Origin of the sequence: Colidextribacter sp. OB.20 (assembly GCF_009911595.1) — a bacterium.
Lineage (GTDB): Bacteria > Bacillota > Clostridia > Oscillospirales > Oscillospiraceae > Lawsonibacter.
In genome coordinates this window covers 19,944-46,003 of record NZ_QWKG01000033.1, presented here as the reverse complement: position 1 = coordinate 46,003, position 26,060 = coordinate 19,944, and the positions used below count along the sequence as shown (strand labels likewise).

Annotated in this window: 22 protein-coding genes; 13 read left to right on the top strand and 9 right to left on the bottom strand. The window is 63.0% G+C overall.

Translation table 11 applies throughout. The annotated features are described in order from the left end of the window. Positions 1–228: 228 nt before the first annotated feature. Positions 229–2,355: an anaerobic ribonucleoside-triphosphate reductase gene (nrdD, locus tag D1641_RS09375; protein WP_160664998.1), complete on the bottom strand. Its 2,127-nt coding sequence runs from the start codon at positions 2,353–2,355 to the stop codon at positions 229–231. A 270-nt stretch (positions 2,356–2,625) separates the two neighbouring features. Between nrdD and mnmA the strand changes: the two genes are divergently transcribed. The 5 genes from mnmA (at position 2,626) to pyk (ending at position 8,636) form a co-directional block, all read left to right on the top strand. Then, positions 2,626–3,678, top strand: coding sequence for a tRNA 2-thiouridine(34) synthase MnmA (gene mnmA / locus D1641_RS09370; RefSeq protein WP_160664996.1), 1,053 nt, complete (start codon positions 2,626–2,628; stop codon positions 3,676–3,678). A gap of 12 nt (positions 3,679–3,690) precedes the next feature. After that, the gene (locus D1641_RS09365) at positions 3,691–3,999 is read left to right on the top strand and encodes a hypothetical protein (RefSeq protein ID WP_160664994.1); all 309 of its coding nucleotides are present in this window, start codon (positions 3,691–3,693) and stop codon (positions 3,997–3,999) included. Between the two features lie 115 nt (positions 4,000–4,114). After that, positions 4,115–4,963 carry a hypothetical protein gene (locus tag D1641_RS09360; protein WP_160664975.1) on the top strand — a complete coding sequence of 283 codons (849 nt, stop codon included), beginning with the start codon at positions 4,115–4,117 and terminating at the stop codon, positions 4,961–4,963. A gap of 108 nt (positions 4,964–5,071) precedes the next feature. Further along, complete coding sequence (gene metG / locus D1641_RS09355; protein ID WP_160664973.1) at positions 5,072–7,042, top strand: methionine--tRNA ligase; 1,971 nt, start codon at positions 5,072–5,074, stop codon at positions 7,040–7,042. Between the two features lie 163 nt (positions 7,043–7,205). Then, a complete protein-coding gene (gene pyk, locus D1641_RS09350; protein ID WP_201757316.1) occupies positions 7,206–8,636 on the top strand; it encodes a pyruvate kinase in 1,431 nt (476 codons plus the stop codon). A 795-nt stretch (positions 8,637–9,431) separates the two neighbouring features. On the opposite strand, the gene D1641_RS09345 is transcribed toward pyk, so the two are convergent. Further along, on the bottom strand, positions 9,432–9,641 hold the full coding sequence (locus D1641_RS09345) for a helix-turn-helix transcriptional regulator (RefSeq protein WP_160664971.1): 210 nt from the start codon (positions 9,639–9,641) through the stop codon (positions 9,432–9,434). A gap of 110 nt (positions 9,642–9,751) precedes the next feature. Between D1641_RS09345 and D1641_RS09340 the strand changes: the two genes are divergently transcribed. From D1641_RS09340 to D1641_RS09320, 5 genes are all read left to right on the top strand, one after another. Further along, the gene (locus D1641_RS09340) at positions 9,752–9,901 is read left to right on the top strand and encodes a hypothetical protein (protein WP_160664969.1); all 150 of its coding nucleotides are present in this window, start codon (positions 9,752–9,754) and stop codon (positions 9,899–9,901) included. A 144-nt stretch (positions 9,902–10,045) separates the two neighbouring features. Then, positions 10,046–11,620, top strand: coding sequence for a sodium:solute symporter (locus D1641_RS09335; protein ID WP_160664967.1), 1,575 nt, complete (start codon positions 10,046–10,048; stop codon positions 11,618–11,620). Between the two features lie 162 nt (positions 11,621–11,782). Continuing rightward, on the top strand, positions 11,783–12,634 hold the full coding sequence (locus D1641_RS09330) for an amidohydrolase family protein (protein WP_160664965.1): 852 nt from the start codon (positions 11,783–11,785) through the stop codon (positions 12,632–12,634). Positions 12,635–12,726: 92 nt separating this feature from the next. Then, the gene (locus D1641_RS09325) at positions 12,727–13,284 is read left to right on the top strand and encodes a prolyl-tRNA synthetase associated domain-containing protein (RefSeq protein ID WP_160664963.1); all 558 of its coding nucleotides are present in this window, start codon (positions 12,727–12,729) and stop codon (positions 13,282–13,284) included. Then, the gene (locus D1641_RS09320; protein ID WP_160664961.1) at positions 13,281–14,087 is read left to right on the top strand and encodes a hypothetical protein; all 807 of its coding nucleotides are present in this window, start codon (positions 13,281–13,283) and stop codon (positions 14,085–14,087) included. Before D1641_RS09325 ends, D1641_RS09320 begins: the two co-directional genes overlap by 4 nt. Before the next feature lie 42 nt (positions 14,088–14,129). On the opposite strand, the gene mtaB is transcribed toward D1641_RS09320, so the two are convergent. From mtaB to D1641_RS09295, 5 genes are all read right to left on the bottom strand, one after another. Next, the gene (gene mtaB, locus D1641_RS09315) at positions 14,130–15,431 is read right to left on the bottom strand and encodes a tRNA (N(6)-L-threonylcarbamoyladenosine(37)-C(2))-methylthiotransferase MtaB (RefSeq protein WP_160664959.1); all 1,302 of its coding nucleotides are present in this window, start codon (positions 15,429–15,431) and stop codon (positions 14,130–14,132) included. Then, positions 15,428–15,763, bottom strand: a complete 336-nt coding sequence (locus D1641_RS09310) for a cupin domain-containing protein (RefSeq protein ID WP_160664957.1) — start codon at positions 15,761–15,763, stop codon at positions 15,428–15,430. The genes mtaB and D1641_RS09310 overlap by 4 nt, the downstream gene beginning before the upstream one ends. Positions 15,764–16,038: 275 nt before the next feature. After that, on the bottom strand, positions 16,039–16,809 hold the full coding sequence (locus D1641_RS09305) for a hypothetical protein (RefSeq protein WP_160664955.1): 771 nt from the start codon (positions 16,807–16,809) through the stop codon (positions 16,039–16,041). Between the two features lie 6 nt (positions 16,810–16,815). Continuing rightward, positions 16,816–17,355 (bottom strand): DUF2716 domain-containing protein, encoded by a 540-nt coding sequence (locus D1641_RS09300; protein ID WP_160664953.1) that lies wholly within the window; start codon positions 17,353–17,355, stop codon positions 16,816–16,818. 306 nt (positions 17,356–17,661) lie between these two features. After that, positions 17,662–19,101 (bottom strand): AAA family ATPase, encoded by a 1,440-nt coding sequence (locus D1641_RS09295; protein ID WP_160664951.1) that lies wholly within the window; start codon positions 19,099–19,101, stop codon positions 17,662–17,664. A gap of 218 nt (positions 19,102–19,319) precedes the next feature. Here D1641_RS09295 and D1641_RS09290 point away from each other — a divergent pair, with 218 nt between their 5' ends. Next, on the top strand, positions 19,320–20,507 hold the full coding sequence (locus D1641_RS09290) for an SH3 domain-containing protein (protein ID WP_160664949.1): 1,188 nt from the start codon (positions 19,320–19,322) through the stop codon (positions 20,505–20,507). Between the two features lie 185 nt (positions 20,508–20,692). Here D1641_RS09290 and D1641_RS09285 read toward each other — a convergent pair whose 3' ends face one another. Both D1641_RS09285 and D1641_RS09280 read right to left on the bottom strand, forming a co-directional pair. Beyond that, the gene (locus D1641_RS09285) at positions 20,693–22,351 is read right to left on the bottom strand and encodes a ribonuclease J (RefSeq protein WP_160664947.1); all 1,659 of its coding nucleotides are present in this window, start codon (positions 22,349–22,351) and stop codon (positions 20,693–20,695) included. Between the two features lie 457 nt (positions 22,352–22,808). Next, a complete protein-coding gene (locus D1641_RS09280; protein ID WP_347707412.1) occupies positions 22,809–25,157 on the bottom strand; it encodes a sugar phosphate nucleotidyltransferase in 2,349 nt (782 codons plus the stop codon). 125 nt (positions 25,158–25,282) lie between these two features. On the opposite strand from D1641_RS09280, the gene D1641_RS09275 reads away from it, so the two are divergent. Together D1641_RS09275 and D1641_RS09270 are read left to right on the top strand one after the other, a co-directional pair. Further along, a complete protein-coding gene (locus D1641_RS09275; protein WP_160664943.1) occupies positions 25,283–25,501 on the top strand; it encodes a DUF1653 domain-containing protein in 219 nt (72 codons plus the stop codon). Continuing rightward, positions 25,498–25,830 carry an ArsC/Spx/MgsR family protein gene (locus tag D1641_RS09270; protein ID WP_160664941.1) on the top strand — a complete coding sequence of 111 codons (333 nt, stop codon included), beginning with the start codon at positions 25,498–25,500 and terminating at the stop codon, positions 25,828–25,830. Before D1641_RS09275 ends, D1641_RS09270 begins: the two co-directional genes overlap by 4 nt. Positions 25,831–26,060: the final 230 nt, after the last annotated feature.

The window sequence follows — 26,060 nt, the reverse complement described above, 5'->3', positions numbered from 1 at the left end:
TAGTTTGTTGTTCCCTTTTTCACCCACTCAAAATTTTTCCATTTTAGGGCTTGACTTTTGTTTGCAGGACTTCTTTCAGAAAGTAAGCCCCCCTTGTGAAAGGGGGGAGGGCCGCAAAGCGGCGGGGGGATTCCATATACAGAAAACCTATTGATCGAACGGAATCCCCCAGTCATTTGCTTCGCAAATGCCAGCCCCCTTTGACAAGGGGGCCTTTAGACCCTGTCCTTACAGATGTAGCACCCGGGCCTTGATCTCCTTGGTCTTGCCCACGTTCCAGAAGTTCTCTCCCAAGTAGCCGCAGGTGCGCCGGGTGACATTCATCTTGGACTGGTCGGTGTTGTGGCACACCGGGCACTCCCAGTGGAAGTCTTCGTTGATCTCGATCTCCCCGTCGTAGCCGCAGCACTGGCAGTAGTCGCTCTTGGTGTTGAACTCGGCGTACTGGATATTGTCATAGATGAACCGGACCACGTCCTTGAGGGCCTCCAGGTTATGGCGCATGTTGGGAATCTCCACATAGGAGATGCAGCCGCCGGTGGAAATCCTCTGGAACTGGCTCTCAAAGGTGAACTTGTCGAAAGCGTCGATGTGCTCCCGCACGTCCACGTGGTAGCTGTTGGTGTAGTAGCCCTTGTCGGTGACGTCGGGGATGGTGCCGAAGCGCTCCTTGTCGATGCGGGCGAAGCGGTAGCACAGGCTCTCGGCGGGGGTGCCGTAGAGGGCAAAGCCGATATTCGTCTCCGCCTTCCAGTCGTCGCAGGCCTTGCGCAGCCGGTTCATCACCCTCAGGGCGAACTCGGTGCCCCCCGGCTGGGTGTGGCTGACGCCGGTGACCAGCTTGGTGACCTCATACAGGCCGATATAGCCCAGGGAGATGGAGGAGTAGCCGCCGTAGAGCAGGGGCTCGATGGAGGCCCCCTTGGGCAGGCGGGCGATGGCGCCGTACTGCCAGTGGATGGGGGAGGAGTCGGAGCGCACCTTTTTCAGGGCGTTGTGCCGGCACATGATGGCCTCGAAGCACAGGTCCAGCCGCTCCTCCAGCAGGGACCAGAATTTCTCCTCGTCGCCGCCGGACAGAATGCCGATCTGGGGCAGGTTCAGGGAGACTACTCCCTGGTTGAACCGGCCCTCGAACTTGTAATTGCCCTCCTCGTCCTTCCAGGGGGCCAGGAAGGACCGGCAGCCCATGGGGGAGAATACGTTGCCCTGATAGTTCTCCCGCATCTTCTTGGCGGAGATGTAGTCGGGGTACATCCGCTTGGCGGAGCACTTGACGGCCAGCTCGGTGAGGTAGTCGTACCTGCCCCCCTTGAGGCAGTTGTGCTCGTCCAGCACGTAGACCAGCTTGGGGAAGGCGGGGGTGATAAACACGCCCTTCTCGTTCTTGATGCCCTCCAGCCGCTGGCGGAGGACCTCCTCAATAATCATGGCGTTCTCTTCCACATAGGGGTCGTCCTCCTGGAGGTTCAGGAAGAGGGTGACGAAGGGGGACTGGCCGTTGGTGGTCATCAGGGTGTTGATCTGATACTGAAGGGTTTGGACCCCGTTTTTCAGCTCGCACCGGAGCTGATCCATCACCAGGCGGTCCATGGTGGCCTCGTCCACCTTGCCGGCGCACTCATAGGCGATGTGGGCCTTGAATTTCTCTCTGCTCCTGCGCAGATACTTACCCAGATGCCGCAGGTCCACGCTCTGGCCGCCGTACTGGTTGGAGGCGACGCAGGCGATGATCTGGGTGGTGATGGTGCAGGCCACCTGGAAGGTCTTGGGGCTCTCGATGAGCTTGCCGTTCATCACGGTGCCGTTTTCCAGCATGTCGCCGATGTTGATGAGGCAGCAGTTGAAGATGGGCTGGACGAAGTAGTCCGCGTCGTGGAAGTGGATGGCCCCCTCGTCGTGGGCCTTGGAGATGTGCTCAGGCAGCAGAATGCGCCGGGTCAGGTCCCGGCTCACCTCGCCGGCGATGTAGTCCCGCTGGGTGGCGGCGATCATGGTGTTCTTGTTGGAGTTCTCCTCGGCCAGCTCCTTGTTCTCGTTGCGCAGCAGGGCCAGGATGGACTCGTCGGTAGTGTTGGCCTTCCGGACCAGAGCCCGGTTGTAGCGGTAGATGATATAGGTCTTGGCCAGGTGGAACTTGTTGCGCTCCACCAGCCCCTGCTCCACCAGATCCTGGATGTCCTCCACCAGGATACGGGGGCGCCGGAGCTCCTCGATGCTGTCGATGATGGCGTCAATCCCCGCTCTGTCCAGACGGTCGGCCTCAGGGACCTCAGCGTTGGCCTTCTCAATGGCGGTCACGATTTTGCTGCGGTCGTAGTCCACACTGGTGCCGTCCCGTTTAATGACTTTCATTGTTTTTCTCCTCCCAATCGTAAAAAGCGCTAAAAAAAGGAACCCTCCGCCAGGGAGGGGGCTCCCAAAACCTGAGTGCGAAAGGATTATACCACACCCTGCCTTTTTTGTCCACTACATCTTGTGCTGGTTTTCCCCTGTTTATCAATATGAATACAAGATGTATTTTACACCCGGCAGTCCGGTCTTTCCAGGGGTTTGAGTTGCCAGAGGGGGGAAAATGTGGTATACTGGAGGAAATTTTTCAGCAATATGCCCATGGAGGTCACTATGACAGAAAAAACTGCCGCCGCCATGAGCGGCGGCGTAGACAGCTCGGCGGCCGCCCTGCTCCTCCAGCGGGCGGGGCACGAGCTGGTGGGGGTCACTCTGCGCCTCTTCGACGGCGGGGAGGACGGCGCTGACGCCGCCGCCGCCGCCAGCCAGCTGGGCTTTCCCCACCGGACCCTGGACATGTCCCGGGAGTTCCGGACCGGGGTCATCGGGCCGTTTATCTCAGAGTATGAGCGGGGCCGCACCCCTAACCCGTGCGTGAGGTGCAACCGGGCGGTGAAATTCGGCGCGCTCCTCCGGGAGACGCTTGCGCTGGGCTGTGCCCGGCTGGCTACCGGCCACTATGTCCGGCTGAACCTCGACCAGGGCTCAGGCCGCTGGCTGTTGAAAAAGGCCGCCCATCCGGAGAAGGACCAGAGCTATGTCCTGGCTATGCTCACCCAGGAGCAGCTCTCCCGGGCCCTGTTCCCCCTGGGGGAGCTGAGCAAGGAGGAGGTGCGCTCCATCGCGGAGGAGGCCGGCCTTGCCAGCGCCCGGAAAAAGGACAGCCAGGATATCTGCTTTATCCCCGACGGGGACTACGGGGCCTTCCTCCGCCGGTACACCGGAAAGGACTACCCCTCCGGCCCCCTTCTGCATGAGGACGGAACCCCGCTGGGCCGGCACGCCGGCATCGTGGGCTACACCGTGGGCCAGCGCCGGGGACTGGGGGTGTCCTCCAGCCAGGGGCGGCTCTATGTAAAGGAGGTCCGCCCAGGGGACAACGCGGTGGTGCTGTCCGGAAACGCCAGCCTCTTCTCCTCCGCCCTGGAGGGGGAGGCGCTGAATCTGATCGCCTGCGGGCGGCTGGACGGCCCGGTGCGCCTCCGGGCCAAAATACGCTACCGCATGGCGGAGCAGCCCTGCACCGCGGAGCAGACCGGGGAGGACACCCTGCGCGTCACCTTTGACAGCCCCCAGCGGGCCGTCACCCCCGGCCAGACCGTGGTGCTCTACGATGGAGACACCGTGGTGGGCGGGGCGGTCATCGCCCGGAGCCTGCCCCGCTGAAAGGAGACCGTTATGGCAAAAAAGAAGTATAAAAAGCGCCAGCACAGCCCCACCGTCGCCGCCAGGCGGCAGCAGGAGCAGGAGAAGCTGGCCGATGAGAAGGCCCGCTCCGGCAAGCGCTTCGACCCCACCGCCCGGGCGCTGCTGCTCACCGATCTGGTGTTTCTGGCAATCGTCTCCTTCCTGGACCTCAAAGAGGCAATTCCGGAGCTGGTCAGCGGGATCTGCACCATCACAGGCGTGGTCCTGCTGCTGGTCGCCCTGTGGTTCCAGTTCGGGCCCAAGGACAAAAGGGGCTTTGGACAGGGGCCGAAGCTGTAGGAAAGCCTCCGTCCCACAGGATTTCAGTTGATTTTTTCAAGGAACTGGTATATCATAGCACCTATCCTATCACGATAACTGCGGAAACGCTTTACAACGAGAGGAACTATCACATATGAGAAAAGATATTTTCCTGCCCTCCCTGGCCCTGGCGGGGGGAATCGGGGGCTTTTTTCTCCGGCGGTGGCAGCTGGCCTCCGCCTATGTCCCGGAGACCGGCCTGTTCACCCGGGGCGCCCCCGCCACCTTCGCCCTGCTGGGGCTGCTGGCTCTGCTGGCCCTGGCCTTCGCCCTGCTGACGCGGCACAAGGAAGGGCCGGAGGACTTCCTGCCCGCCTTCCGCTCGCCGGAGGCCGGCCAGATGGCCGCGCTCGTCATCTCCTGGCTGCTGATGACCCTGGCCGGAAGCCTGGGGATGATGGCGGGCTTCAAGGGTCTGCGGCTGTGGCGGGCCGCGCCGGACATGTATCAGCTGTCCGTTCCCGTCTCCCAGCTGCTGACGGGGGGACTGTGCGTTCTGGGCGGCTTCGGCGTGCTGTACATGGGCCGGATGGCCTATCGGGAAAGGCTGGGCAGGGCGGAGTGCTGGTTTGCCCCCTTCCCCGCCTTCGCCGCTCTGATTTGGCTCTTCGCCTGCCACCTCCAGCACGGGACCGAGCCGGTGCTGATGAAATACGGCTTTCAGCTGGCCGCCGCCCTGGCCCTCACCCTGGCCCACTATTTTCTGGCCGGCTTCCTGTTTGGCCGGCCCCGCCGGCACCTGACCCTCTTTCTGTCCCTGCTTGGGCCGGCGGTGGGAATCACCGCCCTGGCAGACCGGCCCGACTGGTTCACCTCCGCCGCGCTGGCGGCCTTTTCCCTGTCCGCCCTGACCTTTGCCCGGGCCCTGCTGCGCAATACCTTCGGCCCTCCCTGGCCGGAGCGAATGCCTCCCGTGGAGGAGGAAAATATGGATGATGCCTGACCCGCGGCGGCGCGCCGGGTTGTCGCGCCCTACAGGGCACGCGTAGGGCGGGACGACCCCGGCCCGCCGTTTTGATAATCTAAAATGATGAAAAGGGAGACCGTCACCATGGAAAAGAAACGTTTTTATATCACCACCCCCATCTACTACCCCAGCGACAAGCTGCATATCGGACACACCTACTGCACCGTAGCCACCGACGCCATGGCCCGCTATAAGCGGCTCACCGGCTGCGAGGTGATGTTCCTCACCGGCACCGATGAGCACGGCCAGAAGATCGAGGACAAGGCCCGGGAGGCCGGAATCACCCCCCAGGAGTTTGTGGACAACATCGTCCGGGGGGACCGGGGTATTCTGGACCTGTGGAAGCTGATGAATATCAGCAACGACCGCTTCATCCGCACCACCGACAGCTACCATGTCTCCGCCATCCAGAAGATTTTCAAGAGGATGCACGACAACGGGGACATCTATAAGGGCAAGTATGTGGGCAAATACTGCAAGCCCTGCGAGTCCTTCTGGACGGACAGCCAGCTGGTGGACGGCAAGTGCCCCGACTGTGGCCGTGAGGTCCAGGACGCGGAGGAGGAGGCCTACTTCTTCAAGCTGTCCAAGTACGCGGACAAGATCCAGCACCTGCTGGAGGACACCGACTTCCTGGAGCCCCGCTCCCGGGTGAACGAGATGGTGAACAACTTCATCAAGCCCGGCCTGGAGGACCTGTGTGTCTCCCGCACCTCCTTCACCTGGGGCATCCCGGTGGACTTCGACCCCGGCCACGTGGTCTATGTGTGGGTGGACGCCCTGTCCAACTATATCACCGCCCTGGGCTATGACAACGACCAGTATGACGACTACGACAAGTTCTGGCCCGCCGACGTCCACTTCGTGGGCAAGGAGATTGTCCGCTTCCACTCCATCATCTGGCCCGCCATGCTCATGAGCCTGGGCCTGCCCCTGCCCAAGAAGGTCTTTGGACACGGCTGGCTGCTGCTGGACGGGGGCAAGATGTCCAAGTCCAAGGGCAATGTGGTGGACCCCTATATCCTGGCCGAGATGTTCGGGGTGGACGCCCTGCGCTTCTTCCTGCTGCGCACCTTCCCCTTCGGCTCCGACGGCAACTTCTCCAACGAGGCCCTGATCCAGACCATCAACGTGGACCTGGCCAACGATCTGGGCAACCTGCTCAGCCGCACCGTGTCCATGGTGGGCAAGTACTTCGGCGGCACTCTGCCCGAAAACCAGGCGGAGGACCCGGAGAAGGACGGCGAGCTGGTTGGGATGGCCTCCGCCCTCCGGAGCCGCTACGAGGAGCAGATGGAGCACTTCGCCTTCCAGAACGGCCTGGCGGAGATTTTCAAGGTCATCGACCGGGCCAACAAGTATATCGATGAGAACGCCCCCTGGGTGCTGGCCAAGGACATGGAGGCCAATGGCTCCCGGCTGGCCCATGTGATGTACAATCTCCTGGAAACCCTGCGGGTGTGCGCCATTCTGCTGACCCCCTTCATCCCCACCTCCGCTGCCGAGGTGCTGCGGCAGATCGGCGCCTGCGAGAAGTGCTCCACCTGGGACAGCGCGGCACAGTGGGGCTCCCTGCCTCAGACCGCCGCCGTCCAGCGGGGAGAGAACCTGTTCCCCCGCATCGACGCGGAGAAGGCCCTCGCCCAGCTGGAGGCGGCCGCCGAGGCCGCCAAAAAGGCTGCCCTCCCCGACCTGGAGATCGAGCCTCGGCTGGAGGAGAAGGTGGACTTCGACACCTTCTGTAAGTCTGACTTCCGGGCCGTCAAGGTGAAGGACTGCCAGCCGGTGAAGAAGAGCGACAAGCTGCTCAAATTCACTCTGGACGACGGCACCGGCGCCGACCGGCAGATTCTCTCTGGCATCGCCAAGTGGTACAAGCCTGAGGACCTGATCGGCAAGACCCTCATGGCCATTGTCAACCTGCCCCCCCGGAAGATGATGGGTCAGGAGAGCCAGGGGATGCTCATCTCCGCCGTCCACACCGAAAAGGGTGAGGAGTGCCTGAATCTGCTGATTTTGGATGATAAGATACCCGCAGGGGCCAAAATGTGTTAATCATTTGTTAAAAAGTGCTGTTCCTCTTGGAGGGACAGCACACTTTTTTCCCGGGAGAGCCTGCATTTTTATGAAAATCTGCCCTATTCATCCGGGATTTTTTCCTGTAACATAGGGGGCGTCCGAAATTGAAGAACGATGATACCCGAAGGAGGTAATCACTATGAGAAAGACGAAAATCATCTGTACCCTGGGCCCCGCGGTGGACAGTGAGGACATGATCCGCACCCTGATCCGCACCGGCATGGACGCGGCCCGGTTTAACTTTTCCCACGGCAGCCACCCCGAGCACCTGGAGCGGCTGAACATGCTCAAGAATGTCCGTGACGCCATGGGCCGGCCGGTGGCTACCATTCTGGACACCAAGGGCCCGGAGATTCGCATCAGGGGCTTCGAGACCAAGTCCATTACCCTGGAGGCGGGCGACCCCTTCACACTCACCACCGAGGATGTGGTGGGCAATCAGGGCTGGGTGTCCGTCACCTACCCCCAGCTCCACGAGGAGCTGGCCCCGGGCCAGCAGATTCTCATTGACGACGGTCTGGTAGCCATCCGGGTGGACCGGATTGAGGACACCAGGATTATCTGCACCGTGGAGAACGGCGGCACCCTGTCCGCCAACAAGTCCATCAACATCCCCGGCGTCCACATCCAGCTGCCCGCCCTCACCGAGAAGGACATCGACGATATCCGCTTCGGCGTGGAGAATGACTTCGACTTTATCGCCGCCTCCTTTGTCCGCCGGGCGGCGGACGTGGAGGCCGTCCGGGCCATCCTCCGCGACTGCGGCGGGGACGAGGTGCGCATTATCGCCAAGATTGAGAACCAGGAGGGTGTGGACAACCTGGACGAGATCCTGGCCGCGGCTGACGGCATCATGGTGGCCCGGGGGGATTTGGGGGTTGAAATTCCCGCCGCCCGGGTGCCCATCCTGCAAAAGCAGATGATCCGCAAGGGTCTCCAGGCGGGCAAGCCGGTCATCACCGCCACCCAGATGCTGGACTCCATGATGCGCAACCCCCGTCCCACCCGGGCTGAGGTGTCCGACGTGGCCAACGCCGTCTACGACGGCACCGGCTGCGTGATGCTTTCCGGCGAGACCGCCGGGGGCAAGTACCCGGTGGAGGCCCTCACCGCCATGGTGACCATCGTCACCGAGACGGAGAACGCCATCGACTACTGGAAGCAGTTCCAGAAGCAGCGGATTATCCCCGCCTCCGACATCAACGATGCCATCACCCACACCTGCTGCCTCACCGCCAAGGACCTGGAGGCCAAGGCCATCCTCACCGCCACCAACTCAGGCCGCAGCGCCCGGATGATCTGCCGGTTCCGGCCCGCCTGCCCGGTGGCCGCGCTCACCATGCACGAGAAAGTTCGCCGCCAGCTGAATATCTCCTGGGGCGTGATCCCCTTCCTCACCGGGGAGGTCACCTCCACCGACCGCATCTTCTCCCTGGCCAACGAGGTGGCCGTGAAGGAGCGGCTGGTTCAGGACAAGGACGTGGTGGTTATCACCGCCGGCGTCCCCCTGGGCCGGAGCGGCTGCACCAACCTGATCAAGGCCCACGTCATCGACGCGGAAAATATGTGATTACATAAACATGGGCTGCCCCGGCCGGGGCAGCCCATGTTGTTGACATTGAGGATATTTCTGTTATAATTCGACGCAAGGGAACAGTAGCGAAGGCGCAGGCGGTTTGGTCGATCCTCCGAAAGGGGGTGAGGCCCCATGCCAGTAACCATGACTGTCACATTCCACATCCGTGGTTTTACTGTGACGATCCAGGTCAAGGTCAAGGCAAGCGGAAACCGCCACTCCGACAAGTGACGGTTTCTTTGAGCTTGTGATAAGAAACTAAACTTCTAGGATTAAACCGCCAAAGCTCAGCGGCTCCCCTACACACCCACAGTATACTATACTTAACCGTATGTGTCAAGGGTGTGGGCGGCCCCGTCTCTCATTTTGAGGGACGGGGCTGTTTTGATTGACATATTTCGACCGCACTGCTAAAATAGCCTTAAGGTGCGCTGGCAAAGCGGCAGCGCTGCGCCCGCAGGCGCGTTTCGAGGCCAACCGTCGCGAAGCGACGGCTCTTAGACTGAGATGTTTGGCTACACCTCTGCAAAGGAGGTGAATGCCTTATGCCATGGACTATGACGTTTACATTCCACTTTTGTGGATACACTGTAACACTTCAGGTCAGGGTAAAGTGAAACCGCCACCCTGCACGGTGACGGTTTCTTTTAAATAGAAAGCCTTAAACCTGCGTGGGCCAAACCGCCGAAGCTCAGCGGCTCCCCTACACACCCACAGTATACTATACTTAACCGTATGTGTCAAGGGTGTGGGCGGCCCCGTCTCTCGTTTTGAGGGACGGGGCTGTTTTTATTCCTCCACCACGGTGAGGATATCGGTGAGCTGACAGTCCAGCGCCTCAATGATGCGGCCCAGGTTGTAGCTGTCTAAGCGGCAAACTTTGTTCTTGTAGTAGCTGTCAATAACGTGATATTGGATGCCGGTACGCTTTGCAAGATTATATCGGCTGATGTCATTGGCATCTAAATATTCGGCTAAACAAAACCGTACAACCTTCATTTCCATACCCTCTCTTTGTGATATATATCATAAAAGAGTTATATGCCAGTTGACAAGCAATGTCTTATGGTATATTCTAGTTAAAGTATATATGATAAGAGGTGAATAATATGACCGACTACAAGGGACTATACCACCTGCTCTTCAACGCCATCACCGACGCGCTGGAGGCGCTGGGCCGCCTGGACGTCCCCACTGCCAACCGGCTGCTGGAGGAGGCCCAGACCAAGGCGGAGGACCGCATTCTGGACCAGGCATAAAGCAGGGCGCACCGTCTGGTGCGCCCTGCGCTTGCTGCAAAAATTTTAACAAATTGAAAAATTCCTCTTGACTTTGGCGCTTCTTTGCGTTACACTTCAACGGTACAAAGCGTCAAAGCAGACGCAAAGGAGAGGAATGTTTCTATGGCAATCAAAATTATTATGCTGCTGGTGTTCTTCGGGGTCATGGTCGGCATCGGCCTGTACTGCCGGAAAAACGCCACCGACGTCACCGGCTTCGTGCTGGGCGGACGCTCCGTGGGCCCCTGGCTCACCGCCTTCGCCTACGGCACCTCCTATTTCTCCGCCGTGGTCTTTGTGGGCTACGCCGGGCAGTTCGGCTGGAAGTACGGCATTGCCGCCACCTGGGCGGGCATCGGCAATGCGGTGCTGGGCTCTCTGCTGGCCTGGGTGGTGCTGGGCCGCCGCACCCGGATCATGACGCAGCACCTGGACAGCGCCACCATGCCCGAGTTCTTCGGCAAGCGCTTCGGCTCCAAGTCCTTGAAGATCGCCGCCTCGGTGATTATCTTCATCTTCCTCATCCCCTACACCGCCAGCCTGTACAACGGCCTCAGCCGGCTGTTCGGCATGGCATTTGACATCGACTACGCGGTGTGCGTCATCGTGATGGCTATCCTCACCGGGGTGTACGTCATCGCCGGGGGGTATATGGCTACCGCCATCAACGACTTCATCCAGGGCATCATCATGCTCTTCGGCATCTGCGCCGTCATTGCGGCGGTACTGGGCAGCCAGGGCGGCTTTATGGCGGCCCTCACCAAGCTGGCCCAGGTGTCCAACGAGACCGCCGCCGGCCCGGTGGCCGGGGCCCCTGGGGTGTTCGCCTCCTTCTTCGGCCCCGACCCGGTGAACCTCCTGGGCGTGGTGATTCTCACCTCCCTGGGCACCTGGGGCCTGCCCCAGATGGTCCAGAAGTTCTACGCCATCAAAAGCGAGAAGTCCATCAACACCGGCACCGTGATTTCCACCCTCTTCGCCATGGTGGTGTCCGGGGGCTGCTACTTCCTGGGGGGATTTGGCCGGCTGTTTTCCGATGTGGTGGGCGTCACCGAGGCGGGCACCCCTGTGGGCGGCTTCGACGCGGTGATCCCCGCCATGCTCTCCGGCCTGCCTGATATTCTGCTGGCGGTGGTGGTGATCCTGGTGCTGTCCGCCTCCATGTCCACCCTCAGCTCCCTGGTGCTCACCTCCAGCTCCACCATGACCCTGGACCTGCTCAAGGGGCACATTATCAAGGAGATGAACGAAAAGAAACAGGTATTCATCATGCGCTGCCTGATCGCGGTGTTCATCGCCATCTCCGCAGTGCTGGCCATCATCCAGTACCGCTCCAGCGTCACCTTCATCGCCCAGCTCATGGGCGTCAGCTGGGGCGCTCTGGCCGGCGCCTTCCTGGCCCCCTTCCTCTACGGCCTGTACTGGCGCGGTGCCACCAAAATCGCCTGCTGGACCAGCTTCATCTTCTCCACTGTGGTCATGCTGGCCGACATCTCCCCCCTGAAGGCCAGCTTCCCCCCCATCCTGGTCTCCCCCATCAACTGCGGCGCCTTCTGCATGATCGCCGGGCTGGTCATCGTGCCGGTGGTGTCCCTGTTCACCGCCAAGCCCAAAAAGGAGCTGGTGGACGACGCCTTCTCCTGCTATGAGGAGAAGGTCACCGTCCGCAAGAGCCAGGCCCTGGGCGACCCCCAGTAAAATTCTCTCTTTCCAATTGACGGAGCCTGTGGTATGATACTACAGGCTTCGCCGGTTTTTATGCCGTGCAGGGGCGCACATTGCGTGCCCGTCCGTATGCGGACACATACCAACGGGCGGACAATGTCCGCCCCTACATCTCTCCAGAAAGGAACCGTACCCATGATCTTCGACATCCACACCCACACCTTCCCGGACAAAATTGCCCGGCCCACTATCGAAAAGCTACAGTCCATGTGCCACACTGTGGCCTTCTCCGACGGCACCGAGGCCGGCCTGCGCTCCTCCATGGACAAGGCGGGCATCGGCGGCTGTCTGGTCCTGCCGGTGGCCACCAGCGCCCACCAGGTGGTCCACGTCAACGACGCCTCCGCCCGGATGAACGACCGGGCCGGAGAGACCGGCCTGTGGTCCTTCGGCTGCATGCACCCCGACTTCCCGGACTGGAAAACCGAGCTGGCCCGCATCGCGGAGCTGGGCATGAAGGGGGTCAAGCTCCACCCCATCTATCAGGGAATCGACTTTGACGACCTGCGCTATCTGCGCATCCTGGACCGCTGCGGCGAGCTGGGGCTGGTGGTTCTCACCCACGCCGGGCGGGACATCGGCTTCCCCCTTCGGGACAACTGCACCCCGGAGATGACTCTCAACGCCCTGAAGCAGGTGGGGCCGGTAAAGCTCATCCTGGCCCACATGGGGGGCTGGCGGGAGTGGGACCGGGTGGAGGCCCTCCTGCCCGAGACCGGGGTCTATCTGGACACCGCCTTCGCCCTGGGCCGCATCTCCCCATTGGGAGACGGCTACTACGGCCCCTCCGACCTGCCCCTCATGGCGGTGGAGCAGTTTGTCCGTATGGTGCGGGAGTTCCCGGGCCGGGTCCTCTTCGGCACCGACTCCCCCTGGAGGGATCAGACCGAGGGGGTCGCCCTCATCGAGGCGCTGCCCCTCACCCGGGAGGAGAAAGACGGCATCCTGGGGGGCTACGCCCGGAAGCTGCTGGACATAGGAACGTAGGGGGCGGTCTCCGTGCCGCCCCGTTCCATCGGCGTTATCATCATTTCCGGGGCGGCGCAGAGGCCGCCCCCTACACGCAAAGGAGCGATACCATGTACATCGACCAAACCCGCTACACCACCCGCCCCACCGACGGCCGCATCCCCCAGGAGCTGGCCATCTACGACCGGCTGGAGGAGCTGAATATCCCCTACGTCCGGGTGGACCACGACCACGCCGACACCATCGAGATCTGCCACCAGGTGGAGCAGATTCTGGGCTCCGAAATCTGCAAGAATCTGTTTCTGTGCAACAAGCAGCAGACCGATTTCTACCTGCTTCTGATGCCCGGGGACAAGCCCTTTAAGACCAAATTCCTCTCCGCCCAGCTGGGGTGCACCCGGCTGTCCTTCGCCGACGGCGGCCACATGGCGGACTACCTCCAGACCGTCCCCGGCTCGGTCTCCGCCCTGGAGCTGCTCTTCGACACAGACCGCCGGGTCAAGCTGGTCATCGACCGGGACCTGCTGGCCGACGAGTTCATCAGCGGCCACCCGGGCATCTCCACCTCCACCCTCCAGCTGAAGCGGGAGGACCTGCTCCGCTTCGTGGAGGCCGCCGGCCACCCGCCCGTCTATGTGGACCTACCCGACCCCAGGGAGGAAACATGAACGGACACACCTCTGAACCCCTGCTTGAAAAAACCGCTTTTGCGGAAAAAATCCTGCAAAAATACGGCGCGGAGCTGGTGGGAACAACACGGGAGCTGGAGACATTTGGATATACTGACGGCACCTTTTTCCAGGAGGAAGTGGAAAAGCGGCTCTGGAAGCGGGGGAAGGACTACATCCGAGTGGATAAAATGTTCTTTTCAAGGGGGCCTTTTATTGTCCTGGAGTTCTCAGACAGGCCGGAAGGGCCCTATGAGGATGCGGACCCCTTCCCCTTTGATCTGCCTGACGATGAATTTGAGGCCGAAATCCGTTTTGCCCTTAGACTTGACCTGGAGCAGTTTTTGGAGCACATGCGGACACAGGGCTGGAAGGTGGAAACCCGGCCAAACCCTCCACTCCCCAAATGGGTCGCCGAGCGATACCACAATATCCCCGACCTGTGGCGACAGTTTACCGCTGCCGTCAGTGAGCTGTACAACGGCGACGAGACCACCTGGTTCCTGTGCGCAGAGGACTACGACTCCCGTTTGGACCACGCCTGGCAGTGGAATGAGTGGGAACAGCTCAGCCTGAAAAGCGCGGAGGGGGACAAGGCTTGGGAGGATGAAATAAGGATCTTCTGGGACCGTCACCTCCCCATCGTCATGTCTCTGAAAAACGGTTACTCCTATTACGCGATTTCCATGGAGGACGGCGCAGTTGTCTATGGAGCGGAGCCGGAATTTGAGGAGTGCGGACAGGCGGCCGCTTCCTTCCCGGAATTTCTTGCAAAAATTATGGATGGCACTATAGCTCTGTAAAATGGCAGCGCCGGCTTCAAGAAAGCCGGCGCTGTTTTGCTGTTAGCCGGAGGGGAGCAGTTCCCCCTCCAAAAATCCATCTCCCACGGCGGTAATCTGGACGTTCCGCAGCTGGTTATTGAGGTCCTCTCCGCTTTTGACCCGCACCTCGCTGTATCGGGCGGTGTGTCCCCGCCAGAAGCCCTCCCGCTCCTCCTCAAAGAGGACCTCCGCCGCCTGCCCCTCAAGCCGGGACAGGTAGTCCCGCTCCATTTTTGCGGCAATTCCAGCGGCTTTATGAGCCCGGGTCTCCTTGACGGCCCTGGGCACCTGGCCGGGCATGGCCGCCGCCGGCGTGCCGGGGCGGCGGGAGTAGGGAAAAATGTGCATGGCGGCGAAGCCGCACCGCTGGATGAACTCCAGCGACTGAGTAAATTCCTCCTCCGTCTCCCCGGGAAAGCCCACAATCATGTCGGTGGTGATGGCGGGGGTGTCAAAGTGCTTTCGCAGAAGGTTCACGCTCTCATAGAACCGGGCGGCGCTGTACCTCCGGTTCATCCGGACCAGGGTGGCGTCGCAGCCCGACTGCATGGACAGGTGGAAGTGGGGGCAGAGATTTTCCAGCTTCGCCGCCCGGAGGCAGAATTCCTCGGTGACGGTCCGGGGCTCCAGGGAACCCAGCCGAACCCGGCACCCCGGCGCGGCGGCGCACACCGCCTCCACCAGGTCGATAAGGGAGGTCCCGTCCCTAAAATCCCGGCCCCAGGAGGAGATCTCGATGCCGGTGAGCACCAGCTCCCGATAGCCCTCCGCCGCCAGCTCCGCCGCCTGGGCGGCGGCTTCCGCCAGAGGCAGGGAGCGCACCGGCCCCCGGGCGTAGGGGATGATGCAGTAGGCGCAGAAGTTGACGCACCCGTCCTCCACCTTGAGCATGGCCCGGGTGCGGCCCTCCAGCCCCCCGGCGGGGAGGGGCTCGAAGGTCCGGCGCTTCATGGCGTCGTCCAGGGCGGTGAGCTTCTCCCGTCGCTCCTCACAGGCCCGCTCCACCAGCTCCACAAAGCCGGTCCGATCTCCCGTGCCCGCCGCCAGGTCCACAGGCAGGTCCGCCATATCCCCTGGGTGGGTCTGGGGGTAGCAGCCACACACCGCTACCACCGCCCCCGGGGCCCGCTTCCGGGCCTGTCGGACCGTCTGCCGGGACTTCTTGTCGCTCACCGCCGTGACGGTGCAGGTGTTGATGATGTAGGCGTCCGCCTCCCCCTCGAAGGGAACCAGATCATGGCCCCGGGCGGCGAACAGTTGCTCCAGCGCCTGGGTCTCATACTGGTTGACCTTGCAGCCCAGGGTGCAGAAGGCGACCCTCATGCGCCGTGGCTGGGAATCATGGCCAGAATCACCAGGTCCTCGTCGCTGTCGTTGATGAGGCTGTGCTCGTGGCCCTTGGGGCAGTAGTGGCAGGAGCCGGCGGACAGGGGCTCGTATTCCCCGTCGTACAGCACCTTGCCCCGGCCGGACAGGATGTAGATCATCTCGCTGTCCGTCTCGTGGGTGTGCAGGCCGATGGTGCTGCCCGGGGTGAGCCGGCTGCGCATGATCTTGGTGTCCTCGTTGACAAACATCCGGGCGATCAGCTCGCCCTCGCCCCCCCGCATCTTGGGGATGACCTTCTCCTCGATTTTTTCAAAGTTCAGTAACATGGTTTTTTCCTCCTCATTTTTATATGGTACACTTTCGTAGGGCGGGACGACCCGGCCCGACGCTTTCCATCGCCGCATCCGTTCTAATGACGGCGCGCCCTGCGTGCGTCTGTAGGGGCGGACATTGTCCGCCCGCCTTTTACGAACCCAGTCCATTGACTGCGGGCGCACAATGTGTGCCCCTACACGTCCTCCCCTTTTCGCCCGGGAGAGGGCGGCGCGCCGGGTCGTCGCGCCCTACATGCGTTTATTCTGCGGGCAGATGATATCCGCCCCTACACGTCCTCAAACACGCAGTCCGCCCAGGACATCTGATAGTGCTCGTTGTTATAGTCCGGGTCGTCCATCTGCCCGGCGAGCTCCGGGTGGAGCATACAGGCTGTGTGCTCGCTGATATGCAGCCTTGTGTTTTGGGTAAACGCCGCCCCCTGGGCCGCATAGAAAACCATCTGCTTAAAGATATCCATCGCCCGGCCCTGCTCTCCCTGGGGCACCCCCTCCAGCCCAATGTCCGGCCGCCCGAATTTCAGCATGCCCCGGGTGTGGAGCCAGAAGCTGCCGCCCTCCATGGGGCTCCATAGGAAGGTTACGTGCTCCCAGGGGGAGAAGGGCGGATCAAAGAGCGATTTCCACCCCTGGGGCGAAATCAGCCGCAGGGCGTGCAGGTCCAGCACCGCCTCCGCCCCCATATCCAGCGCCGCCTGGACAATGCCCACGGCATTGCGCAAGTAGTCCAGAGTGTCGTCCTTCTGGACCTCCCCCTGGAGAATCAGCCAGGACTCCCCGGCCTTGGCCTTCTCATACAGGGCCTTGTCCTGATTTTCCAGCACCCGGCCCAGAACGCCGCCCAGCAGCTGGTCCATCTCGGCGGCGTGCTCTGCGCGGCGGAAGGCGTTGAGCACCAGCCCGGCGGGCACCTCGTCCACACGGTGCCGGGAGCGGGAAATCTCCAGCTCCGCCTCCCCGTCTATGCCAATCACCGCGTAGTACAGATAGGGCCGCCTGCCTGTGTCCTTGTAATAGGGGCGCGCATAGCATTGATCCATACCCGTTTACTCCTCTTTTGATTTGTTTTTCACCGGAAAACCCAGCTCCTCCAGCCCCGGGGACAGCCGCTCCACCAGCGGTGCACCGAACAGCCAGATCTCCCGCCGCCAGGGGTGGCCCAGATAGCCCCATTTCAGGTCCCGCTGGACAAAAAAGTAATAATCCCCGTCGGGGTAAAATTCTGGAAAATAGGCGTTATACCTCCCGCCAAAAATGCCGCCGTACCGCTCATCCTCCACCCAGTGGTCATGCTCGGTGACGGGCCTGCGGGGGTCATAGCGAAAGCCGCTGTGCTGCCAGTCCAGGGCGTAAATCCAGTCGTCCTCCCCCAGGCAGGCAACCAGAGCCTGGACAACTGCGGCCGCGAAGTCCTCATACTGCCGGTCCACGGGGTAGTAGGCCAGATCGTGGACCACCCAGGGCGCGGGGAGCCGGAAGGGAGGCTGACTGCTCCGGATACTGGGCTGGAATTGCAGCTCATTGTCGATTCTGTCCCAGATTTGGTTGTACTCCTCGTCCTCCAGGATAGAAAAGAAGGTTTCCAACGGACAGGTCCCCTTTCACCTTGTAGGGCGGGACGACCCGGCCCGCCGTTTTCCATCGCCGCATCCTTTAAATGACAGCGCGCCCTGTAGGGGCGGACATTGTCCGCCCGCCTTTTACGAACCTCGTCCATTGACTGCGGGCGCACAATGTGCGCCCCTACATGCCCTCCCCTTTTCGCCCGGGAGAGGGCGGCGCGCCGGGTCGTCGCGCCCTACACACGTTTATTCTGCGGGCGGATGATATCCGCCCCTACACGCCCTCCCCTTTTTCGCCCGGGAGAGGACGGCGCGCCGGGTCGTCGCGCCCTACCTGTCGCCGCTCGACGGCTCCTCCAAATCCTCCGGCTTCAGCTCCATGAGCTGCTCCTTGGTGGGCTCCTCCAGCTGAGAGACCCGGTCGGCCTGGCGGGCCACCGCCTGCTCGAAGAGGTTGCGCACGTCCCGGGCGTTGCCGAAGTTCTCGTCCCGGCTGTCGTAGAGCTCCTGAAGGTCCTTCTCCATGAACTGCTCCCCCTCCTTGGAGAGAGTGTAGCCGTTCTTTTTGCACATGGAGCGGAAGATATCCATGAGCTGAGGGCCGTCGTAGTCCTCGAAGAAAAAGTACTTGTTGAACCGGGACTCCAGGCCGGGGTTGGCGTGGATGAACTGCTCCATCCGGTCTGTGTAGCCCGCCACGATGACAATCAGGTCCTTCCGGTGGTCCTCCATGTTCTTGAGGATGACCTCAATGGCCTCGTGGCCGAAGTCGTTGGCGTTGTCGGCGTTGACCAGGGCGTAGGCCTCGTCGATGAACAGCACCCCGCCGATGGCCTTCTGGACGGCCTCCTGGGTCTTGAGGGCGGTCTGGCCCACAAACCCCGCCACCAGGCCAGAGCGGTCCACCTCCACCAGCTGGCCCTGGGACAGCACCCCCACGGCGTGGTAGATTTTGGCCAGCAGCCGGGCCACGGTTGTCTTGCCGGTGCCCGGGTTGCCCATAAACACCAGGTGGAGGGACATGGGGGGGACGGGCAGGCCGGCCTCCTCCCGCAGCCTGCGCACCTTTACCAGGTTGATGAGGCTCTTTACGTCCTTCTTCACCCGCTCCAGGCCGCAAAGCTCGTCCAGCTGGGCCAGCAGCTCCTCCAGAGAGGGCTCGGGCTCTTTGACGGGCTCCTCCGGCCCCTCTGCCGCAGGAGCGGCCCTCTTCTCCGCCGCCGGAGCTGCGGGGGAGGCGGGCCGGGGGGCGATAAACTCGTCCGCCCGCACCGCAGGGCGGTCGGCCCGCAGGCCGTCCTGGTCGCACAGCTCCAGCAGAGCGCCGCTGCAGGCGTTTACAAAGCCTGCCTCACTCTCGCTGACCACCCCGTCCACCGCGGCAAAGAGGAGCAGGAGCAGGGTCAGCTGGTCGGCGAACCGCCGGGCCAGGGCAGTGCCCCTCATCCTGTCATAGCGCCGCAGATCCTCGAAGAAGGCGGGGGGCTGGAACAGGTCGAAGTTGGCCACGCCGGAGGCCACCTCCCAGTACAGGGCGGAGGGCACCGGGTTGCCCGGGGACCAGATGGCGTTGTAAAACTCCACGTGCCGGGGGGTGATGGAGCTGGCGTTGTCCGCCTGCCAGACCCCCAGGGCGTAGCTGCGGAGATAGCCGTCCACCTGTCGGCTGAAGGTCAGACGCAGGGAGGGGTCGGGAATCAGCTTGCGGAAAGCGGCGGCCGCCTCCGCGTACTGCTTGTGGACCTCGCTGGCGGTCATCAGGGTGCTCATAGGCGGGACCTCCTCACTTGGATGGCCCTATTATAGTAAAAAGCGGCGGACAGGTCAAGTGGGGGCCGCCGCCTTTGGCGGCCCGTTCTCCCAGGTCTGCCGGTCGATTGACATAAAATTGTGAATATTTTGTTATTTTGACGATTTGCCGTTGACGGGGGAGAAAAATACCTGTAGAATAGGACCATATCGAATGAATAAGGATTGGAGACACAACCATGGCTGAAAGACAATCTCCCCCCTCCCGCGGCGGCGGCGAGCGCCGTCCCACAGGCGCCCGGGATCGGGATGAATACCAGCAGCCGGCCTCTCAGAGCCGGAGCGGCCCCCGTCAGCCCTCCTCCCAGGGCCGGGACGGCTACCGTCAGCCCTCCTCTCAGGGCCGGGACGGCTACCGTCAGCCCTCCTCTCAGGGCCGGGACGGCTACCGTCAGCCCTCCTCTCAGGGCCGGGACGGCTACCGTCAGCCCTCCTCTCAGGGCCGGGACGGCTACCGTCAGCCCTCCTCCCAGAGCCGGAGCGCCCCCCGTCAGCCCGCCCCCGCACAAAGCCGGAGCGACGACCGAGGCCGGCGGCAATCCCCCCCCCGGCGCAACGATGTCATCCGCTGCGAAAACTGCGGGGAGGACTACTCCGTTACCTATAAGCGCTGCCCCTTCTGCGACGAGCGCCCCAGCCGGGGCGGCATCTCGGGCAAGCGGGTGGCCAACACCCGAGGCGGCGGCTACGGCCGGCCCGCCTCCGCCCTGAAAACCGCCACCTGGATCGGCTCCTTTATCGTGGTCATCGCCGCTCTGGTCATCATCTACCGCTTTATGGGCGCCCCCTTCTTCGGCGGAGGCAAGAACCCCAGCGGCAGCCAGAGCCCCGGCTCCTCCTCTGTAGACAGCTCCTCCGCCTCCGGCGGCAGCTCGGTCAACACCCCCGTCACTCCGGCGGTGGAGTCCATTGCCCTGAGCCAGAGCGAGCTCACCCTGGAGCCCGGCCAGACGAATACCCTCACCGCCAGCCTGCTCCCCGCGGGGGCGGAGGGGACTGTCACCTGGTCCAGCAGCAACGAGGCCGCCGCCACAGTGGACGCCTCCGGCAATGTCACCAACGTGAACACCGGCGCCTCCGGCGCTCAGGTCACCATCACCGCCTCCTGCGGCGGCGTCAGCGCTGAGGCAACGGTCTACTGCAAGCCCAGCGGGACCATCCCCAGCGGCGGCCAGCAGGGCAAAATCGTCAACGCGGACAAGGGCGTCAATATCCGCTCCGGGCCGGGCACCGACTACGACAAGGTCGCCAGCGTCGGAAACGGCAGCACCGTCACCGTCCTGGGCGAGGAGAACGGCTGGTATAAGGTTGCCTACAAGACCAATCAGACCGGCTATATCCGCAAGGACTTTATCTCCATCAGCTGAACAGCGGGCCCCCGGCGCAGGCCGGGGGCCCTAAGCGTGCACACCCCAGGCTCCCCTTGAACCGCCCCTGTAAAGCCGGATGGCAGACAAAAGCCCCCTGATGCAGGACTGCATCAGGGGGCAGCTTATTTTTCCGCGCGGGGCTTTTATGCTGTCTGAGGCTGGCCGCCTTGGACGGAGTTTTTTCACACCTCCATGATAACAGGCAGGATCATGGGGGAGCGCTTGGTTTTCTTGTAGAGGTAGCCGGACAGATCCCCCTTGATGGCCCCCTTGATGGCAGACCAGTCAGTGGAGTAGCGGGTGTCCACATGCTGGAGGGCCTCCAGGGCCACCTGACGCAGCTCCTCCAGCAGGCCTTCGGACTCCTTCACATAGACAAAGCCCCGGGTGATGATATCCGGGCCGGAGACCAGCCCGCCGTTCTCCCCGGACATGGACAGGGCCACCACAATCATGCCGTCCTCGGCCAGGTGCTTGCGGTCCCGCAGGACCACGCTGCCCACGTCGCCCACGCCGTAGCCGTCCACAAAGACCTGCCCGGCGGTGACGGTGCCCGCCAGCCTGGCCGAGCCGGGGGTGAGCTCGATCACTCGCCCGATGTCGCTGATGAGAATATGATTGGCGTCCATTCCCATCTCCCGGGCCAGCTTGGCGTGGAGCTGGAGCATCCGCTGCTCCCCGTGGACGGGGATGAAGAACCTGGGCTTGACCAGGGCGTGGACGATTTTCAGCTCCTCCTGGCAGGCGTGGCCTGACACGTGCAGAGCCAGGTCCCGCTCGTTCATCACCTCCACGCCCTTGCGGTACAGCTCGTTGACCACGTTGCCGATGGCGTTCTCGTTGCCCGGGATGGCGGAGGCGGAGATGATTACCCGGTCGCCGGGGAACAGGTCCACCTGCCGGTGGGTGTTGAAAGCCATGCGGGTGAGGGCGGACATGGTCTCTCCCTGACTGCCGGTGGTGATGATGCACACCCGGTCCTTGGGCAGGGACTTGATGTGGTTCAGGTCCATGAGGATGCCGTCTGGGATGTTCATATAGCCCAGCTCAGAGGAGACCCTCATCACGTTCTCCATGGACCGGCCGGTGACGGCCACCTTCCGCCCATAGCGGGCGGCCACGTCGATGACCTGTTGGATGCGGTCCACGTTGGAGGCAAAGGTGGTGACGATGATCCGCTCCTCACAGCCCCGGAACAGGGCGTCGAAGGAGGCGCCCACGCTGCGCTCAGACCGGGTGTAGCCCGAGCGCTCCACGTTGGTGGAGTCGGCCAGCAGGGCCAGCACCCCCTCCTTGCCCAGCTCGCCCAGCCGGGCCAGGTCCATCATGCCCCCCTGGATGGGGGTGGCGTCGATCTTGAAGTCGCCGGTGTGGACGCAGGTGCCCGCCGGGCACTTGATGGCGAAGGCCACCGCATCGGCGATGGAGTGGTTCACATGGATGAACTCCACGGTAAACCGCCCCGCCTTGACAAGTTGGCCCGCCTCGCAGGTGATGAGCTTGGTCCGGTCCAGCAGCCGGTGCTCCTCCAGCTTCAGCCTGATGAGCCCGGCGGACATGCGGGTGGCGTAGATGGGGGCGTTCACCGACCGCAGCACATAGGGCAGGGCCCCGATGTGGTCCTCGTGGCCGTGGGTGATGAAGATGCCCCGGATTTTGTTCTGGTTCTTGATAAGGTAGCTCACATCGGGGATGACCACGTCGATGCCGTACATGTCGTCGTCAGGAAAGCCCATGCCGCAGTCCACCACGACGATGTCGCCCCCGTATTCGTATACAGTGAGGTTCTTGCCGATCTCGTTGAGACCGCCAAGGGAAATAATTTTCAGTTTTTCTGCCATAATTGCTCCTTTTTTCATTGATGTTGATGTAGCCTGACAGAAAGGCCCACAGAAATCAGACGAAGGACTGTCCCGCTCCGGCCCTGCCTCGCCGGTTTGGGTGCGCGGTCCCTTCGTCTTCCGATGTCTCTCTGTCGTTGTAACGTCCGCGAGCCGTCCCCGCCTGTCCTGCGGTTCGGGGTCTGCGGAATATATTTAGACGCCGGGGCGGGAGGGATTCTCCCGCCCCCTTTTGGCGTTTAAATCGAATCTGTTCTCTGCCCTGCCGGCCATCCCCCTGTGTAGGGCGGGACGACCCCGGCCCGCCGCCCGCTCTGAAATCTCTGTCTGATATAAGGCGCGCCGAGTCGTCGCGCCCTACAGAGCGGCGGATATCTGCAAGGCATAATAGATGTTTATAGTTTACCACACTTTTCCTGAAAAGTATACTATGCGTTTCAGAAGAACAGATATGCCGTTACTTGTCCTCCTCTTGGGCACATTGCTCAGAAATCGCCCGGTCCAGCTCCGCCGTCCGGTTGGCGTAGAAGTCGCACAGCTCGGCGGCCAGCTCCAGGTCGGGACCCTCGGCCACAATGCGCAGGGCGGACCGCCGGGCCAGGGGGGTCAGATAGACCCAGCCGTTCCCGGTGCGCAGGCGCAGCCCCTCTCCCGCAGGGACGCGGGCACTCTCCCGGGCCAGGGCCTGCATCACCCGGCCCCGGTCGGAGCTGAGGGGAATCTCCCGCCGCCAGGCGGAGAACCGGGGCGTCTTGGCCACCAGAGCCTCCAGCTTCTGGCCGGAGACGGCCATCCGGGAGCAGATGCGCACGGCGGCGGCGGGGGCCTGGCTCAGCCAGGGCTGGGCGGCATAGAGGGCGGAGGCCTGGTCCCCGTCCCGGTCCAGCCGCAGGACAGTGCCGCCGTAGCCGGCGGCCACCAGCTCCACCGCGGCGCTGGCTCCGGCGGGAACAGCCACCTTCCCGGCGCCGTTTTCCATCTCAATCAGGGCCAGCAGGGTGAGCAGCTGTCCCGGGTCCACCTCCGCCCCCTGTTCGTCCCGGGCGGTGAGGACAAAGCCTCCCCGCCGGGCCTGGAAGGCAGCAATTCCGGGCCGCCACTCCTTTTCCAGCCTGCACCCCAGAGCGGAGAGAGCCGCCCGGAGGGCCCGGTCCTCAGGGGTGGAGTCCCCCGCCGCCACAGTCACCCTCCGCAGAGCGGGGCGGCGCAGGGCGGCCCCCTCCGCCACCCCCCGGGCCCACTGGTTTTGGGAAAATTCCATCTGCCGCAGCCGGCCCACCTGGCCGCTGCGAGCCCGGTGGAGCTCCCCCTGGAGCAGGGCGTGCTCCAGCTTCCGCTCCCGCTCCCGGCCCAGGGGCAGGCCGTCCTGCCCAAAGAAGTGGAGGTAGACCCTCCCCTCGCTCTCCTCCACAAAGAGGGAGGCGGGCAGCTGGAAGCGCGCCGCCGCTCCGGCCCCCTCCACGGGACTGTCCAGGGAGTGGGTGAGGGCATCCCCTCCGGCGGCGGCCACCCCCACCGCGGCGGCCCGGGCCAGCATCCCGGCTCCGGGGGTGTGAGAGCAGCCCAGGCCCACCTGGCCCCCAGCCCCCAGAACGCTGCCCAGGGCCATCATGGCCTCCGGACCCATATCCTCCCCCAGCACTCCCCGGATGACTCCGCCGTCGCTGAACCGCAGGGCGGTCCTCTGGCTCCCGCTGGTAATGGACCGGGCCAGACGGCAGGCCGCGGGGGCGGTCTGCCCCGGCCAAAGCTTCACCTTTTCCAGCAAAATTGCTCCCTCCTCCGCCAGGGCGTTCTCCCCCAGGACGGCCCCCTCATTGAGGACCGCCCCCTTGCGGGCGGAGGCGTCCCGGCACAAAATTGCCCCGTACAGGGTGGTCCGGGGCCCGGCGGCGGCGTTTTCCAGCAGCACCGACCGCTGGACCATCGCCCGTTCCCCTACGGCGGCCCCCCGCTCCAGCACGGTGTGGGGGCCCACCAGACAGCCCGCCCCCAGGGAGACCCCCTCGCCGACCCAGCAGGGGGGCACCAGATTGAGCTCCGGGGGCAGGGGCTGGGCGGACCACACCCCCGCCGACCGCTTGGGCAGGCCCATATCCAGCCTCACCTTGCCCGACAGAGCGTCGCAGGCGCAGTCCAGATAGGCCCCGCAGTCCCCCATATCCCGCCAGTAGCCCTCCAGGGGCAGGCCATAGAGGGGCGCCCCCTCCCGGAGAAGGGCGGGAAACAGGTCCTTGCCGAAGTCAAAGACCTGCCCCTCGGGCACCCTGTCCATGGCGGCGGGGGACAGCAGATAGATGCCCGTGTTGATCTGGTCGGTGAACACCTGGCCCCAGCCCGGCTTCTCCACAAACCGCTCCACCCTCCCCTCCCCGCCGGTGAGAACCAGGCCATACTCCAGGGGATTGGGGTGGCGGTAGAGGGCCAGGGTGGCCTGGGCCCCCCGCTCCTGGTGAAAGTGGAGCAGGGCGGTCAGGTCCAGGTCGCAGACGCAGTCCCCGCTGATGACCAGAAAGTCCTCCCGCCCCAGATGGTCCATGCAGGCCTTGACGCTGCCCGCCGTCCCCATAGGCTCCTCCTCTGTGAACCAGGTCAGCCGCACCCCGAGCTGCTCCCCGCTCCCGAAATAGTCCATCACCGCCTGAGGCTTGTAGCACAGAGTGACGCAGATGTCGCCAACCCCGTGGGACCTCAGAAGGTTGATGATGTGCTCCATCACCGGCCGGCCCAGCAGGGGGGTCATGGGCTTGGGCCGGCCCAGGGACAGGGGGCGCAGCCGGGTGCCCTCACCGCCCGCCATAATCACTGCCTTCAAACGCTTCGCCATCCTTCCATCCGTTTGTAACGGTTAGTATGGCTTTTATCAGAGGCTTTCAACCTTGTTTAAAGCGGCAAAATATGGTATACTGTGAAAAAACAGGAGGGATTTACATGGACATCAGACCGGGGCGCTACCGCCACTTCAAGGGAAGGGAATATGAGGTCATCGGCACGGCCTTCCACTCGGAGACCCTGGAGCCCATGGTGGTCTACCGGGCGCTGTACGGGGAGGGGGGCCTGTGGGTCCGCCCCGCTGCCATGTGGAACGAGCAGGTGGACCGGGAGGGGTACTCCGGGCCCAGATTTATTTACACAGGAGAGGGAATATGAACATTCAGATTTTCGGAAAGAGCAAGTGCTTCGACACCAAAAAGGCGGAGCGGTGGTTTAAAGAGCGGCGGATCAGGTTCCAGGCGGTGGACCTGAAAAAGCAGGGGATGAGCCTGGGGGAGCTGACCAGCGTGAAGAACGCGGTGGGACTGGAGGCCATGGTGGACCCCGGTCACCCGGACGCGGTGCTGGTGTCCTATCTGGCGTCTGACCAGGCCAGGCTGGAGAAGCTCTTCGAGTGCCCCGCCCTCCTGCGCACCCCCATCGTCCGCAACGGGAGGCAGGCCACGGTGGGCTTTCGCCCGGAGGTGTGGGAGGGGTGGAGTTAATCCACAGCCCTCAGGAGAGCATACAAAAGCCTCCCTTCGTGAAGGGAGGTGTCATTTGCGGAGCAAATGACGGAGGGTTTTTTCCTGTCTGTCTTTTTAGGAAAACCCCCACCCGGCTTCGCCGGGAGCCCCCTTTTCGAAGGGGGCCTTTGGCGCGCCGCCTTTAAAAGTCCGTTTTATGGTACATCATATCCCCTACACTGGGGCGTGAAACCTGGAAAGGAGGATAT